The sequence below is a fragment of the Pseudarthrobacter sp. 1C304 genome, assembly GCF_052245515.1.
Classification (GTDB): Bacteria; Actinomycetota; Actinomycetes; order Actinomycetales; family Micrococcaceae; genus Arthrobacter.
In genome coordinates this window covers 311,577-337,699 of record NZ_JBQQCH010000001.1, presented here as the reverse complement: position 1 = coordinate 337,699, position 26,123 = coordinate 311,577, and the positions used below count along the sequence as shown (strand labels likewise).

Below are 26,123 nucleotides of genomic sequence, written 5' to 3'. Positions count from 1 at the left end.
TTAGGCGCCGATGATGTTGTACTCCGGGCCGAACGGGAACTTGGTGATGTTCTCCGCGCCGTCCTCGCCCACTACCAGGATGTCGTGCTCGCGGTAGCCGCCGGCGCCGGGCTGGCCGTCCAGGACCGTGATCATCGGTTCCATGGAGACCACCATGCCGGGCTCCAGCACGGTGTCGATGTCCTCGCGGAGCTCGAGTCCGGCTTCGCGGCCGTAGTAGTGGCTCAGGACGCCGAACGAGTGGCCGTAGCCGAACGTGCGGTTGGCCAGGAGCCCGTGGCCCACGTAAATCTCGTTGAGCTCGGCGGCGATGTCCTTGCAGACGGCGCCCGGCTTGATGAGTTCCAGGCCGCGCTTGTGGACCTCCACGTTGATGTTCCACAGTTCCAGCGACCGGGCGTCCGGTTCACCGTAGAACAGCGTCCGCTCCAGCGCCGTGTAGTAGCCCGAGGTCATGGGGAAGCAGTTCAGGGACAGGATGTCGTGTTCCTGGATCTTGCGGGTGGTGGCCCAGTTGTGTGCACCGTCGGTGTTGATGCCGGACTGGAACCAGACCCAGGTGTCCCGGATTTCCGAGTCCGGGAAGGTCCGGGCGATCTCGTGGACCATGGCCTCGGTGCCGATCAGCGCAACCTCGTACTCGGTGATCCCCGCGGTGATGGCATTGCGGATCGCTTCGCCGCCCAGGTCGCCGATGCGGGCGCCGTGCTTGATCACCTCGATCTCTTCGGCCGACTTGATCATCCGCTGGCGCATGGCTGCCTGGGCAACGTCCACCAGGGTGGCCGATTCGAACGCCGCCTGGATCTTGTTGCGGTTGTCCAGCGGGAGCGAATCGTCCTCGACGCCGATCCGGCGCGGGGAGATGCCGCGGGTGCGCAGCACTTCCTGGATGGCGAAGATGTAGTTGTCGCGGCGCCAGTCCGTGTAGACCAGGTTGTCACCGTAGCTGCGGCGCCACGGCATGCCGGCGTCGATGTTGGCCGTGACGGTCACGGTGTCGTCCTTGGTGACCACCATGGCGTAGGAGCGGCCGAAGTAGGTGAACAGGAAGTCGGAGTAGTACTTGATGGAGTGGTAGCTCGTCAGGACGACGGCGTCCAGGCTCTTCTCTGCCATGATGCGGCGCAGGCCGGCCAGGCGGCGCTCGAACTCGGCGTCGGAGAAAGTGAGGCTCACCTTTGAGCCGTTGTTCAGGACCTTGAGGCGCTCCAGTTCGGCGATGGACGAAGCGTTGTCGGTGGTGATGGTCATCGTGGCGATGCCTTTCTCTAGTGCATTTCTTGAGGTGCGGTTGGTTTGGTTTCGGAGGGAAGCTATTCGTGCTGCAGGGGCTCTTTGCAGGTTTCCCTGGAGAGGGACACTGCGATGAGGGAGACGACGGCGGCAGCCACCAGGTACCAGGCCGGTGCCAGGTCGCTTGCGGTTGCGGCGATGAGGAGCGTTGCCATGAACGGGGCGGTGCCGCCGAACAGGGCGTTGGAAAGGTTGAAGCTGACCGCAAAGCCGCTGTAGCGGACCCGGGTGGGGAACATTTCCGCCAGGAAGCTGGGGAGCGTGCCGTCGTTGAGGCTAAGCATGGCGCCCAGCAGGATCTGGACCAGGACGATGACCAGGAAGTTGCCGGTGCCGAGCAGTACGAAGGCCGGGACGGTCAGGACGATAAAGGCAACCGAGGCGCTGATCAGCACCTTCTTGCGCCCGTACCGGTCCGAGAGCATGCCGGTGAGGAAGATGAAGCCGATGTAGGTGATCAGGGCGACCGTGGTGGCCAGGAATGATTCAGTTTCGCCCAGGCCCAGTTCCGAGGACAGGTACGTGGGCATGTAGCTGAGGATCACGTAGAAGCCGACGGCGTTGAGCAGCACGGCGCCGACGGCCTGCAGCAGCTGCCGCCAGTGGTTGCGGAAGAGGCTGGAAACGGGGGCCTTGACGGCGTGGTCCTCGGCGGCCAGCTCCCGGAACACGGGGGTGTCCTCGAGCTTGGTCCGGATGTACCGGCCGATCAGTCCCATGGGGGCCGCCAGCAGGAAGGGCAGCCGCCAGCCCCAGCTCTGCATCGCGTCGGAGGAGAGCAAGGTAGTCAGCAGGCCGGCCATGAGTGAACCGAGGAGCAGGCCGGCCGCGGTGCTGGCGGGGACGACGGCGGCGTAGAGGCCACGGCGGTTGGCGGGGGCGTACTCCACAAGGAAGGCCGAGGCTCCGGCGTATTCGCCGGAGGCAGAGAAGCCCTGGACCACCCTGATGATCAGGAGCAGGACGGGCGCCCAGATGCCGATCGTGTCGTAGCCGGGGATCAGGGCTATGCAGAACGTCGCTCCGGACATGATGAGGATTGACAGGGAGAGGGCTGTCCGCCGGCCCACCTTGTCGCCGATGTGGCCCCAGACGAATCCGCCGAGCGGTCGAACCAGGAAGGAGATGGCAAAGAGGGCGAAGGTCAGCAGCAGCCCGGTTTGCGGGTCGGATTCCGGGAAGAAGACCGTCGCGATGGTGACGGCCAGGTAGCCATAAACGGCGTAGTCGAACCATTCAACGAAGTTGCCGATGAAGCTGGCAGCGATGACCCGGCGCCTGGTTTCCTTGCTGACGGCGTTGTCGGCAAGGGCGGGGCGTGGATCACTCAGGGTACCGCCCAGGGAGCTGCGGCGGGATGGGGAGGAAGTTTCGTTACTCATGTTTCCACCAAATTGTTTGTGGTTGCATTCAGCGCAACGCTGTTGCAACAGACTAAGGTGTGATGGCGGCCACGGTCAATGGTTGTGAAGAAGCATCTTTCCCATGTGCAAAAAGAAAGCATCGGATTCCTTGGACCCACGACGGCTCAGCACGCAGCGGAGCGGGGTGCGCATCGGCTCGCAGCAGTTGTTCTGGATGCAATAGAGTTGCAATTATGTCGCAGCTGGCTTCATCCGCCTTCTGCTGATCAAGCGCGTGGGACGGTCAGGAACCGCGCCAGATCCTCTTCTCCCGGGGACAATCCCATGTAAGCGAAGTCTATAAACCCGAGGGTTGATCCGTTGAGGCGCTTGATTTCCGGCATCACTTCGTCCGGCCAGTGCGGCGGTTCCCAGTCCTGGTGTTCGCTTTTGTAGTGGCGGCCGGAGGGTGAGGTCCAGCCGGGGGGTTCGTTCTTGGTGGCTGGTGTTGGTGTCCATCCGGTGGTGTGTCTCAGACGATGGTGCTTAGGGCAGGGTTGTCCCAGGTTGCTGATGCCGGTGGCGCCACCTTGGTGCCAGGCGAGGAGGTGGTCTGCCTCGTTGTCCAGTGAATTGTTGCTGCAGCAGGGGAAGGGGCATTTGCCGTCCCGCAGCCGGAGCCAGTTCCGCATGGCTTTGGTGACCCTGTAGCTGGTCCGCCCGATTTCCAGTGGTGCCCCGTCCCGCGGGTCAACCAGAACCCGGTGGAACGAATCAGCCCCATTCGCGACCAGATTCCTCGCCATGGACGGTGGGATGGGCCCGAAACCGTCCAGCATGGCGGGTTCGTCGGTGAGGCCCATCAGGGCAAATACCGGCACGGTGACGAGCACCTGCGCCCGCACCGACGAAGACGACCCTGCGTCTGCCCCGTCGCCGGCACTTGCCCCGCCACCGCTACTGGTTCTGCTGGTCAGGATCGCTGAGGCGAAATTGTCGGCCCGGATCTGGGTGAGCGTGCGGGGCTCACCGGGTCCTTGGGCGGCCCGGGAGAGTGCGTTGAGCCGGTTCCAGCCCGCCAGTGCCTGGTCGGCGGGAAGGTAGGCCGAGAGCCAGGCCATGCCGTCCTGGTCCGCCCTGTATTCGACGCGCCTGTCTGCCACGGCCTTGGCGTGGCGTTTCTCGATTGATTCTGCGTGGTGGCGTTCGCGCCAGGTGCGGGCTTTGATTCGAAGCCTGTGCGCGGGCATTTCCCCGATTGCTGCGGCGGTGGCAGGCCTGCGTGTGGCGGGGTCGAGGAAGTGGGCTTCCAGGGCCGCGGCGCCGGCCGGGTCGAGGGTGGCTGCCTCATCCGCCAAGGCCAGGGCATGCTGCCAGGACATCGTTCCGGCCCGCAGGGCGGACAGTGTCAGCGGCAAGATGGTGGTCACCATATGGGATGCGGCCAGGAACGACGCTGCGGCCCGCGGCCCGATGGCCAACACGGCGCCAATCTCGGCGGCGACGCCGGCAGCACGGGAAAGGGTCCGTCACGCCTGAAAACCGGGTGCCGCCTCTTCAGCGACCCCCGGTTTCCGACGCAAGCCCGGACAGCTTATGGACTATCCGCGGAGGCGCTCCATGCCCGGATCGAACAGCGGCTCGGCAGAGACCGTTGCTGCGACGCGCTTCCCGAAGTACTCGATCTCCACCGGGTCGCCCTCGGACACGGACGCCGGCAGCCACGCGTAGGCGATCGGCTTCCGGACGGAGTAGCCGTAAGCGGCGCTCGTGACGTAACCCACCGCGGAGCCGTCCACATACACAGGTTCCTTGCCCAGCACGATGGACGTGCCGTCGTCGACCGTCAGGCACCGCAGCGCCCGGGTGGCCGGCTGCTCCCTGCGCCCAGCCAGGGCCTCGCAACCCACAAAGCCCGTCTTGTCCTTGGCCACCGAGAAGCCCAGGCCGGACTCGTACGGGTGGTGCTCGGAGGTCATATCCGTGCCCCACAGCCGGTAGCCCTTTTCGAGCCGCATGCTGTTGAACGCGCCGCGGCCGGCCGCGATGATGCCGTGCTCCCGACCCGCCTCAAACAGCAGGTCCCACAGCTTCAGCCCGTATTCGGCGGTGGTGTACAGCTCCCAGCCCAGCTCGCCCACGTAGGAGAGCCGCATGGCCGTGACCGGGATGCCCCCAACGGAGATTTCCTTGGTGCGGAAGTACTTCAGGCCGTCGTTGGTCAGGTCGTCGGAGCTGACCTTGCCGATCACCTCGCGCGCCAGCGGGCCCCACAGACCGATGCAGCAGGTGCTGCCGGTGATGTCCGAGACGTGCACCCACTGGGCCGGATCCGCGGCCGACTGCTTCCGGGCTTCCACCCGCAGGTAGTCGAAGTCCACGTTGCTGTTAACTCCCAGCTGAAAGTCTTCCTCCCCCAGCCGTGCCACCGTCACGTCACTGCGGATGCCGCCGTCGTGCTCCAGCAGCAGGCAGTACGTTACGGCGCCAGGCTTCTTGGCAATGTTGCCCGTGCTGAGCCGGTGCAGCAGCGCCTGCGCGCCCGGGCCCACCACGGACAGCCGCTTCAGCGGCGTCATGTCGAAAAGTCCGACGGCGGTGCGCGTCTTCCACGCTTCGGCGGCGGAGATCGGGGAAGAGAACATGGCGGACCATTCGTCCCGTTCCGGCGCCTGCCATTCTGCCGGCAGCTCCTCCAGGAGGCCGCGGTTGGCCTCGAACCAGTGCGGGCGTTCCCAGCCGGCGGACTCCAGGAAGAAGGCCCCGAGTTCCTTCTGCCGGACGTTGAACGGGCTGACGCGCAGGTCCCGCGGGGATTCCCTGGGCTGCAGCGGGTGCATCACGTCGTAGATCTCTACGAAGTTCTGCTGCGACGTCTCGCTGACGTAGGCGTCGGAGGTCTGCACCTTTTCAAAGCGGGTGAGCTCGCAGCCGTGGAGGTCCGTGCGTGACCGGCCTTCCACCAGCAGCTCAGCCATTGCCTTGGCCACACCGGCCGAGTGCGTCACCCACACAGCCTCAGCCACAAAGAGGCCTTGGAGGTCCGGCGCCTCGCCCATGAGCGGTCCGCCGTCCGGGGTAAAGGAGAAGATGCCGTTGAAGCCGTCCTGAATTTCGGAACTGCGCAGCGCCGGCAGCAGGTCCTGGCTGTCCTCCCAAGCGGGCAGGAAGTCTTCCAGGGTGAACTCCAGGCGCGAGGGCATGCGGTGGTCCGACATTTCCTCTGCGGAGACCTTCGGCAGCGCGGACATGTCCACCGGCATGGGGCGGTGGGCGTAGCTGCCGATGCCGATGCGGTCGCCCCATTCGCGGTAGTAGAGGTCCCTGTCCTGGTAGCGCAGAATGGGCTTGCTGGCGCCCTTCGGAAGCTCGTTGTCGCCTTCGAGTTCGGGCAGCGGGGTGCTGATGGCGTACTGGTGGGCCAGCGGCAGCAGCGGGACTTCCAGGCCCACCATCTTGCCGAGTTCACGGCCCCAGAAACCTGCGCAGGACACCACGATGTCCGCCGGGATCAGTCCGTTGTCGGTCTCGACGCCGGTCACCTTGCCGCCCTCCTGGGCGATGCCGGTCACCGCGGTCGAGCCAAGGAAGGTCACGCCACGCTCGCTGGAGCGCTCGATCAGCAGCTGCACCGCACGGGCCGCCAGGGCCAGGCCGTCAGTGGGGATGAGCAGGCCGCCCAGGACTTCGCGGCCGCCGGTGAGCTTGCCGGTGTTCAGGAGAGGGTAGATTTTTTCACACTCGTCGGCGTCGACGATCCTGCTCTCGACGCCCCAGGAGGTCATCACGCCCATCTTGCGCTTGAGGTCGGCGAGGCGCTCGGGGGTGGTTGCCAGCTCCAGGCCGCCCACCTGGTTGAAGCAGGATTCGCCGTCCTTGCTCAGGGCCAGCAGCTTGTTCACCGTGTAGGTGGCGAATTCGGTCATGGTCCGTGACGGGTTGTTCTGGAAGACCAGGCCCGGCGCGTGCGAGGTGGAGCCGCCGGCAAGTTCCAGCGGGCCCTGTTCCACCACCGTGATGTTGGTCCAGCCCCGGGTGGTGAGTTCGTCGGCAAGGTTGGTTCCGACAATGCCGGCGCCGATGATGACAACGCGTGGTGATGCGCTCATGGGTTTGTTTCTCCTGTTGTGCGTGGCGGGCGTTGGCGTTAGCGGAAGACGACGGTGCGGGTGTTGTTGAGCAGGACCCGGTGCTGGCAGTGCCACCTGACTGCGCGGGACAGTGCCTGCGATTCGGCGTCCCTGCCTACAGTGACCAGCGCATTCGGGTCCAGGCTGTGGTCCACCCGGAACACTTCCTGCTCGATGATCGGGCCCTCGTCCAGGTCTGCGGTGACGTAGTGCGCGGTGGCTCCGATGAGCTTCACGCCCCGGTCGTAGGCCTGGTGGTAGGGCTTGGCCCCCTTGAACCCGGGGAGGAAGGAATGGTGGATGTTGATGGCCCGGCCGCGTAGGGTCCTGCTGAGGCTGTCCGAGAGTACCTGCATGTAGCGGGCCAGGACCACCAGGTCTGCCTGGTACTCCTCGACCAGTTCCAGCAGGCGCGCCTCGGCCTGCGGCTTGGTTTCGGCGGTGACCGGGACATGGATGAACGGCAGGCCGGCGGCTTCCGCCATAGGGCGGAGGTCCTCGTGATTGGAGACCACGACGGCGATCTCCGCACCCAGGCTGCCGGCGCGCCAGCGGAAGATGAGGTCATTGAGGCAGTGGCCAAACTTCGAGACCATCACCAGCACGCGCTGGGGGCGGCCGTCGTGGATGGCGAACTCCATGCCGAACTCATCGGCAGTGGCGGCGAACTCTGCGCTGAGGCCTTCCGCGGAGACTTCGTTGTCTCCCGGGGTGAAGGCCGTGCGCAGGTAGAGCTTGCCGCTCATATGGTCATCGAACTGCTGGTGTTCAACAATGTCGAAGCCGCGGTCAGCGAGGAACGCGGTGATCGCCCGGACGATCCCGGGGCGCTCCGGGCACGCAAGCGTGAGGACGTACTGTGCGGTGCCGGTACTGGGGACGCTGGGGACGGCGCCGGCTTCCGCCGTCGCGATGGCGGCGGGGCGGCCTTCGAGGACTGTGGTCATGGTCTACTCCTGATTCTTTGCGGGTGCATGGGTGTCAGCGGGGGATGCCGCGCAGGGGCCGTCATCCGGACAGCGCTGGTCACATTCGTGCTTGGTTACGAGATCGAACTGGACGCCGCCGTGCTGGTCCACGCCGCTGCGAATGGCGCGTTCCACGACGGAGTCCGCCAGCCGGCGCCGGAGTGACAGCGGATCCCGGCGCAGGTCCTTGACCAGGGCGAAGCAGAGCAGCAGCATGACCAGGACGAAGGGCAGGGCCGCCACGATGGTGATGCGCTGCAGGCCGGAAAGCGCCTCGGACGGTTCATCGCCGCCGGCGAGCAGCATGACGGCCGCTACTGCACCTGTGAGGGTGCCCCAGAAGATCACCAGGCCGCGCTTCGGGTCCGAGGATCCGTTGGAGCTCAATGACCCCATGATGATCGACGCCGAGTCGGCTCCCGTAATGAAGAAGATGGCCACCAGGACCATGGCGAGGACGATGACCGCCGCAGTCAGCCAAGCCGGCATGGACATGTTCTTCACCAGGTCGAACAGGGCTCCGTCAAAATCGATGGACGGTGACCCGCTGGCCATGGACACAAGGCCGGCTGTGCCTTCCCTGTCCGCGTCCTCTTGGATCTTGAAGGCCGTTCCGCCGAAGATGCCAAACCAGATGACGCTGACGATGCTGGGTACCAGCAGGACGCCGGTGACGAACTGCCGGATGGTGCGGCCGCGGCTGATCCGGGCGATGAACATGCCCACGAAAGGCGTCCAGGACACCCACCAGGCCCAGTAGAAGATGGTCCAGCCGGACATCCAGGTGCGCAGCGCCTCGTCACCGACGGCCTCGGTGCGGGAAGCCATCTCGGCCAGCCCCCCGGCGTAGTCCCCCACCGCGGCGGGGATGAGGTTGAGGATGAAGAGCGTGGGGCCTGCGATGAAGACGATGAGCGCCAGGACAACGGCCAGGACCATGTTGATATTGGACAGCCACTGAATGCCGCGGCTGATGCCGGACACCGCCGAGGCCACAAAGCAGGCGGTCAGGACGGCGACAATGGCCACGAGCACGGGCGTACCCACCTCACCCATCCAGCCGTTCGAGCTCAGCCCGCTGCCGATCTGCAGGGCGCCGAGGCCCAGGGAAGCCGCCGTGCCGAAAAGCGTAGCGAAAATCGCCAGGATGTTGATGAACTTTCCCAGCGGCCCCTCGACTGTCCTGATGCCGAACAGCGACGTGAACGCTGCCGAGATCAGCTGACGGCGGCCCAGGCGGTATGTGCCGTAGGCCATGGCGATGCCAACGACGGCGTACATCGCCCACGGGTGCAGGGTCCAGTGGAAGATGGAGGTGGCCATGGCCGTCTGGATGGCGGCGGGGGTCCGTCCGTCCACGGTGCCAGGCGGCGGCGAAATGTAGTGGTAGAGCGGTTCGGCAACACCGTAGAACATCAGGCCGATGCCCATCCCGGCCGCGAACATCATGGCAATCCATGAAACGGTGCGGAACTCCGGCTTTTCACCGTCCTTGCCGAGGGGAATATTGCCCCACTTGCCCAGGGCCAGCCAGAGAACGAAAACAACGAACAACGAGGCCAGGACCATAAAGAGCCAGCCGGTGTACTCCATGACCCAGTCCAAAGCGAGTGTTGAGGTAGCGGCCAGGCTGTCCCGGCCCAGGAAGCCCCAGGCCACGAAGGCCAGGGCAAGGACGCCGGTTATGCCGAAGGTGGCCTTGTCGAGGGTGAGCTTGCGGTTCCGCCGTTCAGCCACAGCCTGTTCGGCCTTGGTCTGGCGGAGTTCCTGCATGATCTGTTCGGTGTCCTCCGCGTCCTGTGACTCGTGGGAGAAAGAAGAGTTATCCGATGCAGGAACGGGTGTGGGCTCCTCCAGCTCTAGCGGGGATTGGGCATCCGGGCGAATGTCACTGTTCAAAGCCATGTCAGGTCCTTTGGTAAGAAATTCATGGGCTGGCGCTGCATTCCGGCGTCCCCGGGCCGGTGGAAGATCGGTGCTTCCTGTCTTTCAGTGGTTACAGTCAGCTCTGCTTCGATCGCGGATCAGGGGTCAGGGGTCAGGCATCGATCACCAGATCGGTCTGCGCGATGGAGCAGCAGGGCAGGAACTTGCCCGCCGAGATTTCCCGCGCCCGGATTCCGCCCTGGTGGTTCATCTCGATTTCCCCTGAAAGCTTGACGACCTTGCAGGAGCCGCACATGCCCTCCTTGCAGTTCGCGCCAATCCTGACGCCCGCACGCTGGGCCGCCTCGAGGATTCGCTCGCTGGGGTCGATCCGCACGTTGAGGCCGGTACGCATGAAGGACATGGTGAGGCTGCCTGTTCCCACCGTGTCAAAGGTCGAGGCGTCAGGGGAGCCGGCATCCGGCTCCGTGGCCGGGCCGTCGGCGGAGGGGTCCGGGCCGGGCGCCTCCAGGTCGATGATTTCCAGCGGCAGCCCCGAGGCCTGCAAGGTTCCGTCGGCGTCATAGCCAGGCTCGTAGAGCCCAAACGCGGCAGGCTGGCTTTCATAGTAGTTCTCGGCGGACTCGGCGATCTCCTCGGCAATTTCCTCCGCGACGTCGGCTGCAAGCGCCACCTCCGCCTGGTATTCCAGGAGCGTCTGGCGGTCTCCCGAGAAGAACTCCATATGAATGGAAGTGTCGTCCACCCCGACCTTCTCGAGGAGCTCGGCGGCGGTGTTCAGGTAACCCTCGGGACCGCATGCGTACACCTGGCGGCCGTTGGCGTCGGGGGCCACCTCCTCGAGCATGCCTGCCGTCAGCCTTCCACGGAGCCCGTCCCACCCATCCGGGACGCTGCGGTCACCCAGGGAGTAGTGGACCGTGATGCGCGAGTCCACGGACGCGATATAGGCCAGCTCCCGGTGGAAGGCAAAGCCTCCGGCGTCCGAGCCGTGGTAGAGCATCACAACATCGGCGTGTCCGGGCAGGGAGTGGATTGTCCGGACCATGGACATGATGGGAGTGATGCCTGCGCCGGCTGCAAGCAGGAGGTACCGCGCGCGCCGGTCGGCGTCGGGCAGGTGGAACGCTCCTACCGGCCCCAGCATCTCAAGGACGCTGCCGGGCTTGACGTTCTGGTGCACCCATGGCGAAACCAGTCCCGTGGAGTCGCACTTGACGGTGATGCTGAAGGTCCAGGGCTCGGTGGGCGAGCTGGACAGCGAGTAGCTGCGGTCCACCGGTTCCTGGTCCTCGCCATTCACAGGAAATGCGACGTTCACGTACTGGCCCGCGCGGAACGCCAGGGGCGCACCATCGCAGCGGCGGAACACGAAGGTCATCATGGCGCCGGCCTCGGGAACGGTCTCGACGCATTCGGCCGTGAACTCCTGCGGATGCCATGGGCCCAATGCACGGGCTGCCCGGGCGGGCGTCTCGGCGCTTCCCATCACCCTGTTCCACGGCATCTCAAGTCCGCGAATCCGCTGCGGTTCCTGGATTGCCGTTTCGGTGAGGAGTTCAATCATGCCAAGTGCTCCTGCACGCGCTGCACGTACCAGTTGATGAATGCCTCGACCTGGTATTCGCTCTTCATGTAGGGGCCGGGCTCGTAGGCGGGGCTGCCGGCACCCTGCTGGCACAGCTCCACGAACGCCTTGTCCTGCAGGTTCGTCTGTTTCCAGGTGTAGGTGAGCTTCTCCAAGTCGTAGTCCACGCCCTCCACAGCGTCGTCAGCCACCAGCCACGTGGTGCGGACGAGGCTCTGGTGTTCGTTGATGGGAAAGACACCGAACGTGATGACGTGGTCGCCCAGGAAATGGAACCAGCTGTTGGGCTGCAGGTGCATCGAGCAGCGGCCAAGGCGGAAGTCGCGCAGGTCACCGAGCAGCTTCTTGGAAAGCCTGCGCCCGTCGGCGGAGAATGATTCGCCTTCTCCGTCGAGTGATTCCCGTGAAATGCGGATTCCCGCGATGCGGGTGTCAAGCTCCTCGACAACCTCGTAGGGAAGGCCGTAGCGGCGGCAACGCTCTTCGAGGGAGGACTGGGCCTCCTTGTTGCGGTCCCACACTTCCTCCAGGTGGGGCGGGATCAGGCCCTCGGTCAGGCCCCAGGTGGGGAAGAGGGAGCAGGCGAGCTCAGGGTGTCCGTCGCAGTGGTAGCACTCACGGTTGTTCTCCATGACGAGCTTCCAGTTGCCCTCTTCGATGATGTTCTGCTGGTAGGCGATTTTCGTCTTCGCGAGATCGTGGGGCGCCAGGTACGGCTCAAAGATCTTTGCCGTTTCATCGAAGTCCGTGGGCGGTTCATCCGCAATGCAGACGAAGATGAGTCCGGCAACCTCACGGCCGTGGGCACGCTTGAGGCCGAAGCAGCTCTTGTCGAACTTCGTTTCCCCCGGCGCGGAGGCATGGATCAGGTTGCCCTCCGGGGAATACGTCCAGGAGTGGTAGCCGCAGACCAGGTTCCCGGTTGACCCGGCAGCTTCGGTGAGAACGCGGGCACCGCGGTGGCGGCAGACGTTATGGAGGACGTTCACGCCACCGTCGTCGTTGCGCAGCACGATCAGGGAGTAGGGCCCGTAGTCAACGGTGACGTAGTCGCCGGGCTCCGGCAGTTCAGCGGTGCTGGCGGCATAGATCCAGTGCCGGCCGAAGATGGCCTCCATGTCGATGTTGAAGATGGTGCGATCGGTGTAGAAGGGGGCATCGAGGGAGAAGCCGGTGGGCCGGAACTCAAACAACGCGGAAATTTCTGCCAGCTGCTCGGCAGGCAATGACGCAGCGAGTTTTCCGCGTGAATTAAGGGGCACGTTCACTGAAGCAGTCAAGGGTTTCCTCCCGGGAGGCCTGGGTTGCGGGTTTTGCGGCTGTTGCGGGGTGACCACGGGGCGCGGATGCTAACGGGATGGTCGAAGAGCTTGTAATAGTGAGATTAGGGACACATCCGCTGCAACAAAAGCGCAAAATTCGGGAGATAACCTTGCAGAATTAGTGCATGATCGACGCACGGCTTATCACCCTCCGCGTGTTCGCCCGGTGCGGCACCATCGGCGCAACCGCGGAGCTCACGGGTTTTTCTCCCTCTGCCGTCTCCGCGCAATTGCGGGAACTCCAGCGCCTGCTTGGAATGCAGCTGCTGACAAAGGACGGCCGGGGCGTGCGGCTTACCGCCACGGGCCGCTTCCTCGTGGCGGGATCGGATCCTCTGATCGCCCAGTGGGAGAGCCTCCGCGCCGCAGCCATGAAGGCCGGCGACCAGGTGCAGCCCCGTCTTGGCCTCGGCGGATTTTCCTCTGCAGCCGCCCAGTTGCTCGCGCCGTTGGCCGCCACCCTGCGTTCAACCCGCCCCCAGTTGGAGGTGCAGGTACTTGAGGCTGACCCGGCCCGCTGCTTCGACTTGCTGGTCGCGGAACGAATCGACCTTGCAGTCATCGTCGCCATGCAGTCCGACAGTTATGGCGAGGACGATCCGCGTTTCGAGCAGCGAGTCCTGCTCGACGATCCCCTGGATGTGATCGTTCCCGCTGACCATCCGCTGGCATCACGGGAAACGGCAACGCTCGAAGAGCTGGCATCCGAGCCGTGGATCACCGAGGCCGCCGGTTCCACCTACCATTCCCTCTTCACCGCGGCGTTCACGGCAGTGGGGGTGACGCCGCGGATTGCCCATGAGGCTGTCGAATGGGAAACCCACATCGCGTTCGTGGGTGCGGGGCTGGGCGTTGGCTTCCTGCCCCGGCTGGCGCCTTTGAATGGTGCCGAGAACGTGGTTCGGCTACGCATTACCGGTAAGGCGAAACCCGCGCGCCGCATTGTGGTGGCAGCGCGCAGGGGCAGCCTCGCCTCGCCCCTGATCCAAGAGTCGATCGACATCCTGCAGGCCAACGCCAACCGCATCCTCACCGCCCGGCTTGAAGAGGATTCCTAAACGCCGCCGGGGTGGGGCGCCCTGCCGTTCGGCGTCCCGGGGTTGGGCAAAGTCCCTGGCCCCCACCTTTGCGCGGGGGCCGCCGATTGGCGTGGCTGGCTATTCGAAGGACCGGATGCTCATGCCGGAGAAGTATGCCGGCCCGCCGTCCGAGTAGAAGGAAATCCCAGTGTCTCCGTCCGCGAAATGCACCTGCTGCGAGATCACCGTATGGCCTCCATTGATGAACACTTCGACGCTTTGCGTATCCACGAAGATGCGCAGGTGCACTGAGCGTGCGACGGCGTCGATGGGCGCCGCGGCCCGGGTATATGGGACCAGCGAGTAGCCGGCAAGGTCCGAGGGTGCACGGTCCACGTACAGCTCGCTGCCGTACTTGCCGATGTTTGTGTGCCGGGCACCGTCGGCGGAGCGGCCCACCGAGACCCCGATATTCGCGGCAGCATCCCAGGAGATGTCGAGTTCCAGCTCGTAGGCCCGGCCGCACCAGGGCAGGACAGAGCTGCCGTTCACGGTCCGGTCCGGGAGCGTTGTGGTTGACCTGACGTAGTTCGAGAGCGCTGTGACGGGGCTGCTGAGCAGGCTGTACCAGCCGCCTCCCTGGCGTTCCAGGCGCAGCTCCCGCACGACCGAGTTTTGCCCGTTGTACCCGTCGGAGGGGTCGGTGGGAACGTCCCGGGCTGCGTACTTCCAGTTGTTCATCCAGCCGATCGCGTACCGCCGCGTCGCGGGCGCCTCAGCGGCCGGCCAGGAGACGGCGCCGTACCAGTCCCAGCCCCAGTCCAGCCACTGCGGGTTGGCGACGTCGTCGGCCAGGAACTGCTCCCCGTCCCACGTGCCCATCCAGTAGGCGTAGGTCATGGGCAGCCCAATGCTGTGGGCGTCCATGCTGGCGCCGAGCACCCAGTGGCTGGTGCCGTCGTCGGCCGTCATCTCGAACAGGTCGGGGCACTCGATTCCGCCGAGCGCGGGGTTGGGGAAGTCGAAGTTGCGCTTCAGCTGCCAGTCGCGCAGGTTCGAAGACGTATAGAAGGCCGCGTACCGTGCCCGGCCGATCACGCAGACCCATTCGTTGCGCGCCGCATCCCAGTGGATTTTCGGGTCCCGGAACCATTCGGCGTTGTCGATTTCCGCCTGCGTGACCGCAGCCCTGCCATCGGTGTTCACGATGACCGGCTCGGGCAGCGCGGTGAACGTGTAGCCGCCGTCCGTGGACCAGTAGAGGTACTGCTCCTGGTATTTCCGGATGCCGCCGGTGGGCTGGGTGGCTAGGACAACGACGGCCCCCGCGCCGAAGCCGGCCGTGTTGGCCGTGTCCACCACTGCGGATCCGGACCACACGGGGAAATCGGGCTGCAGCGGCAGCGCATCACCGTGATGGGTGAACGCCACCCCGTCCGCCGTGGTGGCATGGTCCCAGCCGCCCTGGCCGTTGTTTTGCGTGGAATGCAGGTAGTAGAGGTGGTACTTGCCGTCCAGGAACACCGGCCGCTGCGGGTCGCACAGCCACCCCGACGGTGGCGTCATATGGTAGACGGCCCGCTGTGAGGCTTGCGCGGCCCGGGCGGGAGCGGCGGCTGCGCCACCGCCCATGATCAGGGCGAGCGCTCCTGCTCCGGTGCCTTGCAGGACGCGGCGGCGGGAAAAGGCATGTGTCATCGTTGACTTCCTCTCGGGGGCGGCTGCTCCGCCGGGCGCTTGGGGTGATGGAACCTTCGGTGGTTCACACATCCGGATCACCAAGTGCTTAAGCGCTTTAGCAGAAGAAGATACCGAGCGGCAAGGCGGCGGTCAAGCGTTCCAGCGAAACTGACCGCCGACAAAAAGCAGCCAAAGCAACCTTCGAAAACTTATTCTGCTAAAACGCTTGATCACTCACCGTTTTCGCGCTAGCTTCGGGGTGATCAAACGCTTTAGCAGAAACGGACATCACTGACGATGAGCTACCCAGTTTTCTTCCAGCCCGCCGATGCATGGGTCGGAGACCTTATCCCGTTCCAGAAGGACGGGGAGTTCTGGCTCTTCTACCTTCACGAGGTCCGCTCCGACCCGAAGCCCGGCACGGCCTGGAACCTGGTGACCACCAAGGACCTCACCCAGTTCCAGGACCACGGGGTGGCACTCTCCCACGGCACCACAGACGACTTGGACTTCAACTGCTACACGGGCAGCATCATTGTTGACGGCTCAGGCATCCACCACCTGTTCTATACAGGACAGAACCCGAACAACCTGGGAACGGACGGCCTGCCCCTGCAGCTGGTCATGCATGCCACCAGCACGGACGGTATGGGCACCTGGGTCAAGCACCCGGAGCTCACCTTCGGCGCTCCGGACGGGTTCGAGTCCGCGGACTGGCGGGACCCCTTCGTCTTCCGCGACGAGGCGGCCGGACTGTGGCGGATGCTCCTGGCAGCCCGGCACTCCGAGGGCCCCGAACGCCGCCGCGGGGTCATCGCCCAGTGCGTTTCCACGGACTTGATGTCCTGGCAGCACACCGAGCCCTTCTGGGACCCCCGCAGGTACATCACCCATGAATGCCCCGACGTGTTCGAGTGGGGCGGCTGGTGGTACATGGTCTACTCCGAGTTCTCCGAAACGTTCACCACCCGGTACCGGATGGCCAAGAGCCCCAAAGGCCCGTGGACGGTCCCGGACCTGGACAGCGTCGATGGCCGCGCGTTCTACGCCTCCAAGACGGCGGAGCGGGACGGCCGGCGGTTCTTCTTCGGCTGGATTGCCAGCAAGGAAGGCAATCTCGACGACGGTGCCTGGCAGTGGGCGGGCACCATGTCCGTCCTGGAGGCACGGCAGAATGCCGACGGGACGCTGGCGTTCGGCCTCGCGGACGAGCTGGTGGACAGTTTTTGGGACGGGATCCCGCTTGAGCTGGAGCGCCCGCTGCCCCTCCGGCTGGACGCACCGGACTCCTACAGCGCCGCCGTCACAGCGAACGACCTGCCCACGCAGTTCTATGCCAGGGCGGTGCTGGACATCCAGGCCGGCACCACGGAATGCGGGATCCTGCTGCGTTCCAGCCCCGACGGCGACCACTCCTACGTCCTCCGCCTCGAACCGAAGCGGAGCCGCCTGGTGTTCGACCGGTGGCCCCGGAGCATCACCGGCGAGGCCCAATGGCACGTCTCCGGAGACGTGCCCTACGCCATCGAACTGGAACGTCCGTGCGACCTCTCCCCCGGCAGCCACACGCTGGAGGTGGTGGTGGACGGCGACCTCTGCGTCGCCGTCGTGGACCGCCAGGTGGCCCTCAGCACCCGGATCTATGACCTTCCCGCCGGCGGAATAGGCGTGTTCGCCGGCGAGGGCACCGTGACTGTCACGGACTTCGAAGTACGCAAGCGTACCGACAACTGAATACACCCAAACCCCTACCTCCGTTCCAATCAAAGGAGATTGACCCAATGAAGAAAATGTTCCGCGCTGCCGCAGCTGCAGCGGTTACCGCCCTGGCTCTCACCGCTTGCGGGGGCACAAGCTCCACCGATCCGTCCAACGTCAGCCCCACCGGCGAGATCAAGGCCCGCGAGATCTCGTGGCTGCTCTCCCGCCCTGCCGACGGCGCGGTCATCAACATCATGAAGAAGCTGGCCGCGGACTACGCCAAGGAGCACCCGGGCTTTGAGCTCAACCTGATCACCACCCCGGACCGGCCGTCCTATATCCAGAAGCTCGAGACCCTGGCGGCAGCCAACAAGCTGCCCGAACTGTTCGACACGGACGCCACGCCTTTCGCCCAGCAGCTGGCCAAGCAGGGGAAGATGATGGACGCCGAGCAGCTGCTGGAGTCACTGGACATCTACGACAACTACCGTCCTGGCGCCTTGGACTACCAGCGCTTCGACGACGGGTCCCTGTACATGATCCCTTTCCAGTTTGAGCTGGAATTCATCTGGTACAACAAGGCACTCCTGGAGAAAGCAGGCGTGGCGGTACCCACCTCGCTCGATGACATCCCGGCCATGTGCACCGCCCTGCGCAGCGCCGGCATCACCCCCATCGCCATCGACGGCCAGGACCAGTGGCCGCTGGAGCGCTACATCGCCTACCAGCCGTTCCGCGAAGCAGGCCCCGAGTTCGTCCAGAAACTGAAGAAGGGCGAAGCGAAGTTCAGCGATCCGGCTGGCCAGAAGACCGTGAACTGGATGGCGGAACTGGGCAAGGCCAAGTGCTTCCAGGACGGATTCTCCGCCCAGGGCTACTCGGACGCGCAGAACCAGTTCACGTCCGGCCAGGCTGCCATGTACAACATCGGCACCTGGGAGCTGCCCAGCCTGGCCACGGACAAGCTGAATCCCTCAGTCCGCAACGACATCGACTTTTTCACACTTCCCACCACCGCAGGATCCGTGACGGGCGCCAACGAGTTCGTGTCCCCATCCGGCATCGGCATGGCCGTCAACGCCAAGACCTACGATCCCTTGGTGAGCGACTTCCTGAAGTTCGCCCTGGAAAAGTACCCCGCTGAATACGCCGCCACCGGCGCACTGTCCCCCACCACCGACGTCGAAACGGTTGTCCCGGCCAACGCCACGCCGCTGTACCAAAAGGCGCTGGACCAGGCCAACAGCCTCGGTTCCAAGCAGGCCATGCCGTGGGACACGCAACTGGACCCGACCACCAACGGCCGGTTGCAGCAGGAGCTGGTGCTGCTGGTGCAGGGCAACATCACGCCAGAGCAGTTCACCGAAACCATGGACAAGACCATCGCGCAGAACGCCCCGAAGTTCTTCAAGTAGGCACCGCTTCTTCACACCGGCACTGCTTCGTCACGTAACCGACGCGGCGGGGGAACTCAGAGGCAAAAGAGCTTCCCCCGCCCGCAAGGCCCCGAAAGGCCCCGCCATGCAACCCAACCGGATGCTGCCCAACAGGTCACGGACCTCGGTCCTGGTCTTCCTGCTTCCGCCGCTGCTGCTCTACGCCGCAGCAGTCCTCTTTCCCATCCTCCAGTCCCTGTTCCTAAGCTTCTTTTCCTGGAACGGCATCAGCGATATGGAGTTCGTAGGCCTGGACAACTATGTCCGCATGTTTGTTGCCGACGATATCTTCTGGCGGGCGTTCCTGAACGCCCTTATCTACCTGGCCATCTGCCTGGTCCTGCAGCTCGGCGGTGCCTTGGTGGTGGCCAGCCTCCTCACCTCGCTCAGCCGCGGACGCGAGCTGATCAAGACCCTCTACCTGCTGCCGGCCGTCATCTCAACGGTGGCCATCGCCTTCCTTTTCGTGCGGATCTACTCCCTGGAACCCGTGGGACTGCTCAACCAGCTGTTCCACTGGGTTGGCCTGGACAACCTGGAGCGGCCCTGGCTCTCGGACGTCAACACGGTCCTGGCAGCCGTGTCCGCACCGGAGGGCTGGCGTTTCACCGGTCTGTACATGCTCATCATCTACGCGGCCCTGCTCGCGGTGCCCAAGGAGCTTGAGGAAGCCGCAGTTTTGGATGGTGCCTCCCGGTGGACGCTGTTCACCAAGATCCGCTTCCCGTATATCCGTCCGGTTTGGATCACCACCACCATCATGGCCACCACCTACGGGTTGCGCGGCTTCGACATCCCCTACCTGATGACCAATGGCGGTCCGGGACAGTCCTCGGAACTGCTCACCACCTACATGTACAAGACGGCGTTCACCAGCACGGACTTCGGCTACGCCAGCACCATCTCCGTGTTCATCGTGGTTGAGTGCCTCGTCGCCGTCGGCCTCATCCTGTTCGTGCTGAAGCGGAAGGCAGACTCATGATCACCCAGACAGCCCCTCCCACCCCGCCCGCCGCCGTCGTACCTTCACGGCCGCCCGTCAAGCGCCGCCGGCGCAGGCCGGACCTGTTCCGGACGCTGTCCCGGGTGCTGATCATGCTCATCGTGATCGTGCAGGTGTACCCGCTGGCGTGGCTGTTCCTGACCAGCCTCCGTACGGAACAGGACTTTGCCACCGGCGATCCCTTCGCCCTGCCCAGCTCCCTGACATGGGAGAACTATGCACGGGCCTTTGAGACCGGCGACTTGGGACGGAACATCCTCAACAGCTTCATTGTCACCATGGGGGCGAACATCCTGATCGTCCTGCTGGGCATGATGGCCGCCTACGCCATCCAGGTGCTGGGGTTCCGGCTCAGCAAACTGGTCCGTGGGCTGTTCCTGATCGGCATCATCGTCCCGGTGCAGATCGCCCTGGTCCCGCTGTTCATCGACTACTCGGCGGTGAACCTGCTGGACACCTACCTGTCCATGATCATCCCGCTGGCCGGGTTCTCGCTGCCCATGTCCATCTACTTGTTCTGCTCGTTCTACGAGTACATCCCCAAGGAAACGTACGAGGCAGCGTCCCTGGACGGCGCCGGACCGTACCGGATCTTTGGGCTGATCACCATGCCGCTGTCCCTGAACACCGTGGTGACCGTGGTCCTGGTGAACAGCATCTTCATCTGGAACGACTTCATCTTCGCCAACACGTTCGTCCTGTCCGAGGACCTGAAGACCATTCCGCTGGGCCTGCAGAACTACATCGGCGCCATGGGCAAGGTGGACTGGACGGCAACGTTCGCCGCGGTCTGCGTGACCGTCACCCCGCTGCTGCTGGTGTTCCTGGTGCTCAACAAGGCCATGATCCAGGGACTTGAAAGCGGGGCGACGAAGGGATGACGGCAACGGCGGATGGATATACTCCTCAAGGAGGGCAGATGAGTTCAATGGAGAATGGTGCGGAGGCGCCGGTCCCTGGCGCCCGGACGCCGAAAACCCCGGAGCGCACGCACCCCGTCACCCTCCGCGATGTGGCAGAAGCGGCCGGCGTTTCCACGGCAACAGTGTCGCTGGTGGTCAACAAGAAAAAGGCCGCCCGGATTGCCGAGGAAACCCGCCGGCGGGTGCAGGACGCCATCCGTACCCTGGGTTACCGGCCCAACGCGATGGCCAAGACCCTGGTCAGCGGTACGTCCCGGTTCATCGGACTGGTGGCTGACGGCGTTGCCACCACGCCCTTCGCCGGCCAGATCATTCATGGTGCGCAGGACGAGGCGTGGAAGCACGGGTACGCCCTCCTCATCGCCAACACGGAGGGCAACAACGAACTCGAGCAGGACGCCATCCAGATGATGCTCGAATACAAGGTGCGCGGCATCCTCTACTCCACCTGGTTCCACCGCCAGACGGATATTCCGGCGCCGCTGCGCGAAGCCGACTTCGTCCTGGTCAACTGCTTCTCCAGCGAACCCGGGACCCGGGCGGTGGTACCGGACGAGGTCCAGGGTGGCCGCTCAGCCACGGACATACTGCTGGGGCACGGGCACCGAAGGATCGCTTTCATCAACGCCACCATCCCCGCCCCGGCCAAGGACGGGCGGCTCCAGGGGTACCGTGAGGCACTCGAGAACGCAGGCGTTGCCTTCGACCCTTCCCTTGTCCTGGAGGCGTATCCGGACCAGGAAGGCGGTTACCGGGCTACGGAGGAACTCCTCAAGCGTGGTGCGACCGCTGTTTACTGCTACAACGACCGGATGGCCATGGGCCTCTACGACGGCCTGCGCGAGCACGGCCTCTCCATCCCGGACGACATGGCCGTGGTGGGGTTCGACAACCAGGAAGTCATTGCCGCCCATCTGCGGCCCCCGCTGTCCACGGTGTCCCTCCCCCACTACGAGCTGGGTGCGGCGGGTGTGAGGATGCTGCTCGGGCTTGACGTGGCGCCGGAAACCGGCACGGGCGGGGTTGCGAAAATCCACTGCCCTGCGGTGGAAAGGACCTCGGTGAAGACCCAGGCGCGGGCCTGACTTGGAGAACAGCACGACGGCGGGTGGTCATGCTGAAGCGCTGATCACCCGGTTCCGCCCCGCGAGCACACCCGTCACGGCAAGGACCGCCATGATGCCCGCGGTGACCAGCAGCGGAAGCGTCCAGTCTCCGCTCAGATCGCGAAGAGCACCGAACATCACCGGCCCCACAGCAGCCAGGCCATAGCCCACCGACTGCGCCATGCCGGACAATGATGCCGCCTGCGGGTAGTTCACAGTCCGGAGGCTGAACAGCGACAGGGCAATGACAATGAGGCTTCCGCACCCGGCCGCCCCCAGGAGGACCCACAGCAGGATGAGGTCCGGTGCGAGGGCCAGGCCCAGGAACGTCACAACCATCAGCGCGCCGCTGGCGAAGGAAACGAGCCGCTGGTCCGACCCGCGGTGAAGGATGCCCCCTGCTACGAGGCTGGCGAAGACGCTGACCAGCAGGAATACGGACAGGTGGATGCCGGCGGTAGTCGCCGGGACCCCGCGGCTTTGTTCGATTGTAGGCAGCCATGCCATCAGGACGTAGAAGGCGATCGACTGCAGCCCCATGAAAATGGTCACCTGCCAGCCCAAAGCCGAGGTCCAAGGCGATTGGTGGGAGACTTCCGGCCTGCCGGCATTCATGGTGCCGGAGCTGTGCCGGCGCAGCCAGGGCAGGAGCACCGCCATGGCGATGAGGGCAAGTCCCACCCAGATACCGAGGGCAAGCCGCCACCCCGCAGGGGAAGTCTGGGCAACGGGTACGACGACGGCGGCCCCCACAGCGGCGAAGGCGGCCTGGGTGGCGGTGTAGCTTCCGGTGAGCTGGCTGACCCGCGTGGGAAAGTCCCGCTTCACCAGCGACGGGACCAGGACATTGAGGAACGCGATCGCGAGGCCGATCAGTGCTGTGCCCACCCAGATGAATCCGGGAACGGGCAAGGAGCGGAGCGCAATGCCGGAGGCCAGGAACAGCAACGACATCCACAGCGCACGGTCGAGGCCCAGGCGGGTGGCGAAGCCGGGCGCCAGGGGTGAAAAGACTGCGAAAGCAATGAGCGGAAGGCCCGTCAGGAACCCCGCAGCAGCGCTGGACAAACCAAGGTCGGAGCTGATGTTCGCGAGGACCGGTCCCACACTGACAAAGGACACCCGGAGGTTGACTGCAATGAGCAGAACGCCGATGAAGGCGAAGCCGAACCGGACAGTGCGGTCCTGTGCGTTCAGGGTGGCAGCGGGCATCGTTGCGTGTTCCATCCTTTCAAGAGTGAGGGAGCGTCCACACAAAAGCGGCCTAATGTGAGGGAGCGTCCCGGGGGCTACAGCACCTTGCGGATGGTTTCCTCGAAGCTGGTGACGTGGTGCAGGGCCAGCTCGGCGGCCTTGTCGGCGTCGCCCGAGGCCACCGCCTTGAGCAGGTCCACATGCTCGGTGATGTGGCCGCTGACGGACGGCACCTTGTCCAGCACCACGCACCAGATGCGGGTGGCGAGGTTGTCGTAGCGGATGAGGGTGCTCTCCAGGTGCGGGTTCGCTGCCGCCTTGTAGATCAGCCGGTGCACCATGAGGTCATACCGCATGAGTTCGCGCGATTCGGCCTGGCCGGGCCCCAGCTCCGCGATGGCATCGGCCACCTGTAGCAGTTCGCGGCGCATGCCTTCACTGGCCCTCTTCGCCGCCCGGCGGGCGGCCAGCGGCTCCAGCAGTTCGCGGATCTCCGAGACATCGGCCAGCTCAGTGAAGTCCACATTTGTGGCAAAGGTCCCGCGGCGCGGATAAGAAACGGCCAGGTGGTCCACTTCCAGGCGTTTGATGGCCTCCCGCACGGGAGTGCGCCCGAAACCCAGCTCGGCCGCGAGCTGGCCCTCGTTAATGGGCTCGCCCGGACGGATCTCCAGCATGATCAGCTTGTCCCGCAGCTGCCGGTAAGCGGCCTCCGCCTGGGATGGCGCCTCGTCCTCAGTCCGAGGCAGGGCAAGAAGTGCATTCACAGTGCCGCTCCGTTCTCCGTGCTGACTCTTCCATGCAGTGACCACGCCTCCAACCGGAAGTGCTGTGCCACTTTCATGCAGCTATTGACTCTGCTGTGACCCCAATCATACCATTGATCCCACACTGATATATCAGTTATACAGCAAGTGGTATTTCAAAGGAGCATCCGTGGTTGAGCAGTTGAACGACCGACTTTCCGCAGTCGATCCCGAGGTCCACCAGGCCATCGCCGACGAGCTGGGCCGCCAGCAGTCCACCCTGGAGATGATCGCCTCCGAGAACTTCGCCCCGTCCGCCGTTATGGAGGCGCAGGGCTCGGTCCTGACGAACAAGTACGCCGAGGGTTACCCGGGCAAGCGCTACTATGGCGGCTGCGAACACGTCGACGTGATCGAACAGCTCGCCATTGACCGTGTTAAGGCCCTCTTCGGCGCGGAGTTCGCCAACGTCCAGCCGCACTCCGGCGCCCAGGCCAACGCTGCCGCCATGTTCGCCCTGCTGAACCCGGGCGACACCATCATGGGCCTGAGCCTGGCACACGGCGGCCACCTCACGCACGGCATGAAGATCAACTTCTCCGGCAAGCTCTACAACGTGGTCCCTTACAACGTGCGCGAATCCGACCTCCGGATCGACATGGCCGAGGTTGAAGCACTGGCGCTGGAGCACCGGCCCAAGCTGATCGTGGCCGGCTGGTCCGCGTACTCCCGCCAGCTTGATTTCGCCGAATTCCGCCGCATCGCCGATCTGGTGGGCGCCTACCTCATGGTGGACATGGCGCACTTCGCCGGCCTGGTGGCCGCAGGGCTGCACCCCAACCCGGTGCCGTACGCCGACGTCGTCACCACCACCACGCACAAAACCCTCGGCGGACCCCGCGGCGGAGTCATCCTCGCCAAGGAGCAGTACGCCAAGAAGATCAACAGCGCCGTGTTCCCCGGCCAGCAGGGCGGCCCCCTGGAACACGTCATTGCCGCCAAAGCCGTGGCCTTCAAGCTCGCCGGTTCCCCCGAATTCAAAGAACGCCAGGAACGCGTACTGCAGGGCTCCAAGCTCCTGGCCGAACGGCTCCTGCGCGACGACGTTGCTGCCGCAGGCATCTCCGTGGTCAACGGCGGCACCGACGTGCACCTGGTCCTGGTGGACCTCCGCCACTCCGAGCTGGACGGACAGCAGGCCGAAGACGCCCTGCACCGCATCGGCATCACGGTGAACCGCAACGCGGTCCCCTTCGACCCGCGCCCGCCAATGGTGTCCTCCGGACTCCGGATCGGTACGCCTGCCCTCGCCACCCGCGGCTTCGGCGCCGTCGAATTCACGGAGGTTGCGGACATCATCGCGACGGCGTTGATCGCCGCAGCCGCAACCGGAACTGCCGGAAGCGCATCCCTCGAGGAAAGCACCGTCGTCGAGCTCCGCGCCCGCGTCACTGCCCTGGCAGAGCAGTTCCCCCTCTACGCCCATCTCAATGGCGGCACCGAAATTGCCGCATTCGAATCTGACCTGATTGGAGCAGCCCAGTGAGCACCCAACAGCTCCCGGAGCACCCGGATTTCCTTTGGCGCAACCCGGACCCCAAGAAAAGCTACGACGCCGTCATTGTGGGCGGCGGCGGGCACGGCCTGGCGACGGCCTACTTCCTGGCCAAGAACCACGGTATGACCAACATCGCCGTCCTGGAAAAGGGCTGGCTGGCCGGCGGCAACATGGCCCGGAACACCACGATCATCCGCTCCAACTACCTCTGGGACGAGAGCGCAGCCATTTACGAGCATGCCCTCAAGCTCTGGGAGATCCTGCCCGAGGAACTCGAATACGACTTCCTCTTCAGCCAGCGCGGCGTCATGAACCTCGCCCACACCCTGGGCGACGTCCGCGAAAGCATGCGGCGGGTGGGGGCGAACCAGCTCAACGGTGTGGACGCTGAATGGCTGGACCCGAAGCAGGTCAAGGAACTTTGCCCGATCCTGAACATCAGCGACAACATCCGCTACCCCGTCATGGGCGCCACGTACCAGCCGCGCGCCGGCATCGCCAAACACGACCACGTGGCGTGGGCCTTCGCCCGCAAATGCGATGAAATGGGCGTGGACATCATCCAGAACTGCGAAGTCACCGGTTTCGTCAAGGACGGCAACCGGGTCACCGGCGTCAAGACCAACCGCGGCACCATCAACACCGAAAAAGTGGGCCTCGCCGCAGCCGGGCACAGCTCCGTGCTGGCCGAAATGGCGGGCTTCGAGCTTCCCATCCAGTCCCACCCGCTTCAGGCGCTGGTCTCCGAACTGCACGAGCCGGTCCACCCCACGGTGGTCATGTCCAACCACGTGCACGTCTACGTCTCCCAGGCCCACAAGGGCGAACTGGTCATGGGCGCCGGCGTGGACTCCTACAACGGCTACGGCCAGCGCGGTTCCTTCCACGTGATCGAGCACCAGATGGCTGCCGCCGTCGAGCTTTTCCCCATCTTTGCCCGGGCCCACGTGCTCCGGACCTGGGGCGGCATCGTGGACACCACCCTGGACGCCTCCCCCATCGTCGGCAACACCCCGGTGGAGAACATGTTCGTGAACTGCGGCTGGGGCACCGGCGGCTTCAAGGCCACCCCGGCTGCCGGCATGACCTTCGCCCACAACATCGCCACCGGCACGCCGCACAGGCTGAACCAGCCCTTTGCGCTGGAACGCTTCGAAACCGGAGCCCTCATCGACGAACACGGCGCAGCCGCCGTCGCCCACTAGCCGCCGTCCCCCAGAAAG

Annotated in this window: 18 protein-coding genes and 1 pseudogene; 8 read left to right on the top strand and 11 right to left on the bottom strand. The window is 64.9% G+C overall.

Annotated features, from left to right (window positions below):
* The 8 genes and pseudogenes from ACTWQD_RS01590 to ACTWQD_RS01555 all read right to left on the bottom strand — a co-directional run bounded on the left by ACTWQD_RS01590 (position 1) and on the right by ACTWQD_RS01555 (position 12,492).
* The gene (locus ACTWQD_RS01590; RefSeq protein WP_443194451.1) at positions 1-1,254 is read right to left on the bottom strand and encodes an aminopeptidase P family protein; all 1,254 of its coding nucleotides are present in this window, start codon (positions 1,252-1,254) and stop codon (positions 1-3) included.
* Between the two features lie 62 nt (positions 1,255-1,316).
* On the bottom strand, positions 1,317-2,678 hold the full coding sequence (locus ACTWQD_RS01585; protein ID WP_443194450.1) for an MFS transporter: 1,362 nt from the start codon (positions 2,676-2,678) through the stop codon (positions 1,317-1,319).
* 248 nt (positions 2,679-2,926) lie between these two features.
* Positions 2,927-4,144, bottom strand: a pseudogene (locus ACTWQD_RS01580) (DUF222 domain-containing protein); the annotation flags it as partial.
* Positions 4,145-4,240: 96 nt separating this feature from the next.
* Entirely contained in the window at positions 4,241-6,748 is a 2,508-nt protein-coding gene (locus ACTWQD_RS01575; RefSeq protein WP_443194449.1) for a GcvT family protein, read from the bottom strand.
* Between the two features lie 38 nt (positions 6,749-6,786).
* Positions 6,787-7,716: a formyltetrahydrofolate deformylase gene (gene purU, locus ACTWQD_RS01570; RefSeq protein WP_443194448.1), complete on the bottom strand. Its 930-nt coding sequence runs from the start codon at positions 7,714-7,716 to the stop codon at positions 6,787-6,789.
* A gap of 3 nt (positions 7,717-7,719) precedes the next feature.
* Positions 7,720-9,642: a BCCT family transporter gene (locus ACTWQD_RS01565; RefSeq protein WP_443194447.1), complete on the bottom strand. Its 1,923-nt coding sequence runs from the start codon at positions 9,640-9,642 to the stop codon at positions 7,720-7,722.
* A gap of 133 nt (positions 9,643-9,775) precedes the next feature.
* Positions 9,776-11,191, bottom strand: coding sequence for a ferredoxin reductase (locus ACTWQD_RS01560; protein ID WP_443194446.1), 1,416 nt, complete (start codon positions 11,189-11,191; stop codon positions 9,776-9,778).
* Positions 11,188-12,492, bottom strand: a complete 1,305-nt coding sequence (locus tag ACTWQD_RS01555; protein ID WP_443194445.1) for an aromatic ring-hydroxylating oxygenase subunit alpha — start codon at positions 12,490-12,492, stop codon at positions 11,188-11,190. Before ACTWQD_RS01555 ends, ACTWQD_RS01560 begins: the two co-directional genes overlap by 4 nt.
* 167 nt (positions 12,493-12,659) lie before the next feature.
* Here ACTWQD_RS01555 and ACTWQD_RS01550 point away from each other — a divergent pair, with 167 nt between their 5' ends.
* On the top strand, positions 12,660-13,592 hold the full coding sequence (locus ACTWQD_RS01550) for a LysR family transcriptional regulator (protein ID WP_443194444.1): 933 nt from the start codon (positions 12,660-12,662) through the stop codon (positions 13,590-13,592).
* A gap of 99 nt (positions 13,593-13,691) precedes the next feature.
* Here ACTWQD_RS01550 and ACTWQD_RS01545 read toward each other — a convergent pair whose 3' ends face one another.
* On the bottom strand, positions 13,692-15,251 hold the full coding sequence (locus tag ACTWQD_RS01545) for a glycoside hydrolase family 32 protein (protein WP_443194443.1): 1,560 nt from the start codon (positions 15,249-15,251) through the stop codon (positions 13,692-13,694).
* Between the two features lie 279 nt (positions 15,252-15,530).
* Between ACTWQD_RS01545 and ACTWQD_RS01540 the strand changes: the two genes are divergently transcribed.
* From ACTWQD_RS01540 to ACTWQD_RS01520, 5 genes are all read left to right on the top strand, one after another.
* Positions 15,531-16,967, top strand: coding sequence for a family 43 glycosylhydrolase (locus ACTWQD_RS01540; protein ID WP_443194442.1), 1,437 nt, complete (start codon positions 15,531-15,533; stop codon positions 16,965-16,967).
* A 47-nt stretch (positions 16,968-17,014) separates the two neighbouring features.
* Positions 17,015-18,349, top strand: coding sequence for an ABC transporter substrate-binding protein (locus ACTWQD_RS01535; protein ID WP_443194441.1), 1,335 nt, complete (start codon positions 17,015-17,017; stop codon positions 18,347-18,349).
* 121 nt (positions 18,350-18,470) lie between these two features.
* The gene (locus tag ACTWQD_RS01530; protein WP_443194897.1) at positions 18,471-19,352 is read left to right on the top strand and encodes a carbohydrate ABC transporter permease; all 882 of its coding nucleotides are present in this window, start codon (positions 18,471-18,473) and stop codon (positions 19,350-19,352) included.
* Positions 19,349-20,254 carry a carbohydrate ABC transporter permease gene (locus ACTWQD_RS01525; protein WP_443194440.1) on the top strand — a complete coding sequence of 302 codons (906 nt, stop codon included), beginning with the start codon at positions 19,349-19,351 and terminating at the stop codon, positions 20,252-20,254. The genes ACTWQD_RS01530 and ACTWQD_RS01525 overlap by 4 nt, the downstream gene beginning before the upstream one ends.
* A gap of 38 nt (positions 20,255-20,292) precedes the next feature.
* Positions 20,293-21,381 (top strand): LacI family DNA-binding transcriptional regulator, encoded by a 1,089-nt coding sequence (locus ACTWQD_RS01520; RefSeq protein ID WP_443194439.1) that lies wholly within the window; start codon positions 20,293-20,295, stop codon positions 21,379-21,381.
* A 27-nt stretch (positions 21,382-21,408) separates the two neighbouring features.
* Here the strand turns inward: ACTWQD_RS01520 and ACTWQD_RS01515 are convergent, their stop codons facing one another.
* Both ACTWQD_RS01515 and ACTWQD_RS01510 read right to left on the bottom strand, forming a co-directional pair.
* On the bottom strand, positions 21,409-22,629 hold the full coding sequence (locus ACTWQD_RS01515; protein ID WP_443194438.1) for an MFS transporter: 1,221 nt from the start codon (positions 22,627-22,629) through the stop codon (positions 21,409-21,411).
* 62 nt (positions 22,630-22,691) lie between these two features.
* Complete coding sequence (locus ACTWQD_RS01510) at positions 22,692-23,363, bottom strand: GntR family transcriptional regulator (protein WP_443194437.1); 672 nt, start codon at positions 23,361-23,363, stop codon at positions 22,692-22,694.
* Positions 23,364-23,532: 169 nt separating this feature from the next.
* Between ACTWQD_RS01510 and glyA the strand changes: the two genes are divergently transcribed.
* On the top strand, positions 23,533-24,888 hold the full coding sequence (gene glyA / locus ACTWQD_RS01505) for a serine hydroxymethyltransferase (protein ID WP_443194436.1): 1,356 nt from the start codon (positions 23,533-23,535) through the stop codon (positions 24,886-24,888).
* Positions 24,885-26,105, top strand: a complete 1,221-nt coding sequence (locus ACTWQD_RS01500; RefSeq protein ID WP_066432299.1) for a sarcosine oxidase subunit beta family protein — start codon at positions 24,885-24,887, stop codon at positions 26,103-26,105. Before glyA ends, ACTWQD_RS01500 begins: the two co-directional genes overlap by 4 nt.
* Positions 26,106-26,123: the final 18 nt, after the last annotated feature.

What these genes read in the sequence shown, in the direction of transcription:
- ACTWQD_RS01590 (WP_443194451.1), bottom strand. Translation starts at nt 1,254, where the DNA reads ATGACCATCACCACCGACAACGCTTCGTCCATCGCCGAACTGGAGCGC.
- ACTWQD_RS01585 (WP_443194450.1), bottom strand. Translation starts at nt 2,678, where the DNA reads ATGAGTAACGAAACTTCCTCCCCATCCCGCCGCAGCTCCCTGGGCGGT.
- ACTWQD_RS01575 (WP_443194449.1), bottom strand. Translation starts at nt 6,748, where the DNA reads ATGAGCGCATCACCACGCGTTGTCATCATCGGCGCCGGCATTGTCGGA.
- purU (WP_443194448.1), bottom strand. Translation starts at nt 7,716, where the DNA reads ATGACCACAGTCCTCGAAGGCCGCCCCGCCGCCATCGCGACGGCGGAA.
- ACTWQD_RS01565 (WP_443194447.1), bottom strand. Translation starts at nt 9,642, where the DNA reads ATGGCTTTGAACAGTGACATTCGCCCGGATGCCCAATCCCCGCTAGAG.
- ACTWQD_RS01560 (WP_443194446.1), bottom strand. Translation starts at nt 11,191, where the DNA reads ATGATTGAACTCCTCACCGAAACGGCAATCCAGGAACCGCAGCGGATT.
- ACTWQD_RS01550 (WP_443194444.1), top strand. Translation starts at nt 12,660, where the DNA reads ATGATCGACGCACGGCTTATCACCCTCCGCGTGTTCGCCCGGTGCGGC.
- ACTWQD_RS01545 (WP_443194443.1), bottom strand. Translation starts at nt 15,251, where the DNA reads ATGACACATGCCTTTTCCCGCCGCCGCGTCCTGCAAGGCACCGGAGCA.
- ACTWQD_RS01540 (WP_443194442.1), top strand. Translation starts at nt 15,531, where the DNA reads ATGAGCTACCCAGTTTTCTTCCAGCCCGCCGATGCATGGGTCGGAGAC.
- ACTWQD_RS01535 (WP_443194441.1), top strand. Translation starts at nt 17,015, where the DNA reads ATGAAGAAAATGTTCCGCGCTGCCGCAGCTGCAGCGGTTACCGCCCTG.
- ACTWQD_RS01530 (WP_443194897.1), top strand. Translation starts at nt 18,471, where the DNA reads ATGCTGCCCAACAGGTCACGGACCTCGGTCCTGGTCTTCCTGCTTCCG.
- ACTWQD_RS01525 (WP_443194440.1), top strand. Translation starts at nt 19,349, where the DNA reads ATGATCACCCAGACAGCCCCTCCCACCCCGCCCGCCGCCGTCGTACCT.
- ACTWQD_RS01520 (WP_443194439.1), top strand. Translation starts at nt 20,293, where the DNA reads ATGAGTTCAATGGAGAATGGTGCGGAGGCGCCGGTCCCTGGCGCCCGG.
- ACTWQD_RS01515 (WP_443194438.1), bottom strand. Translation starts at nt 22,629, where the DNA reads ATGGAACACGCAACGATGCCCGCTGCCACCCTGAACGCACAGGACCGC.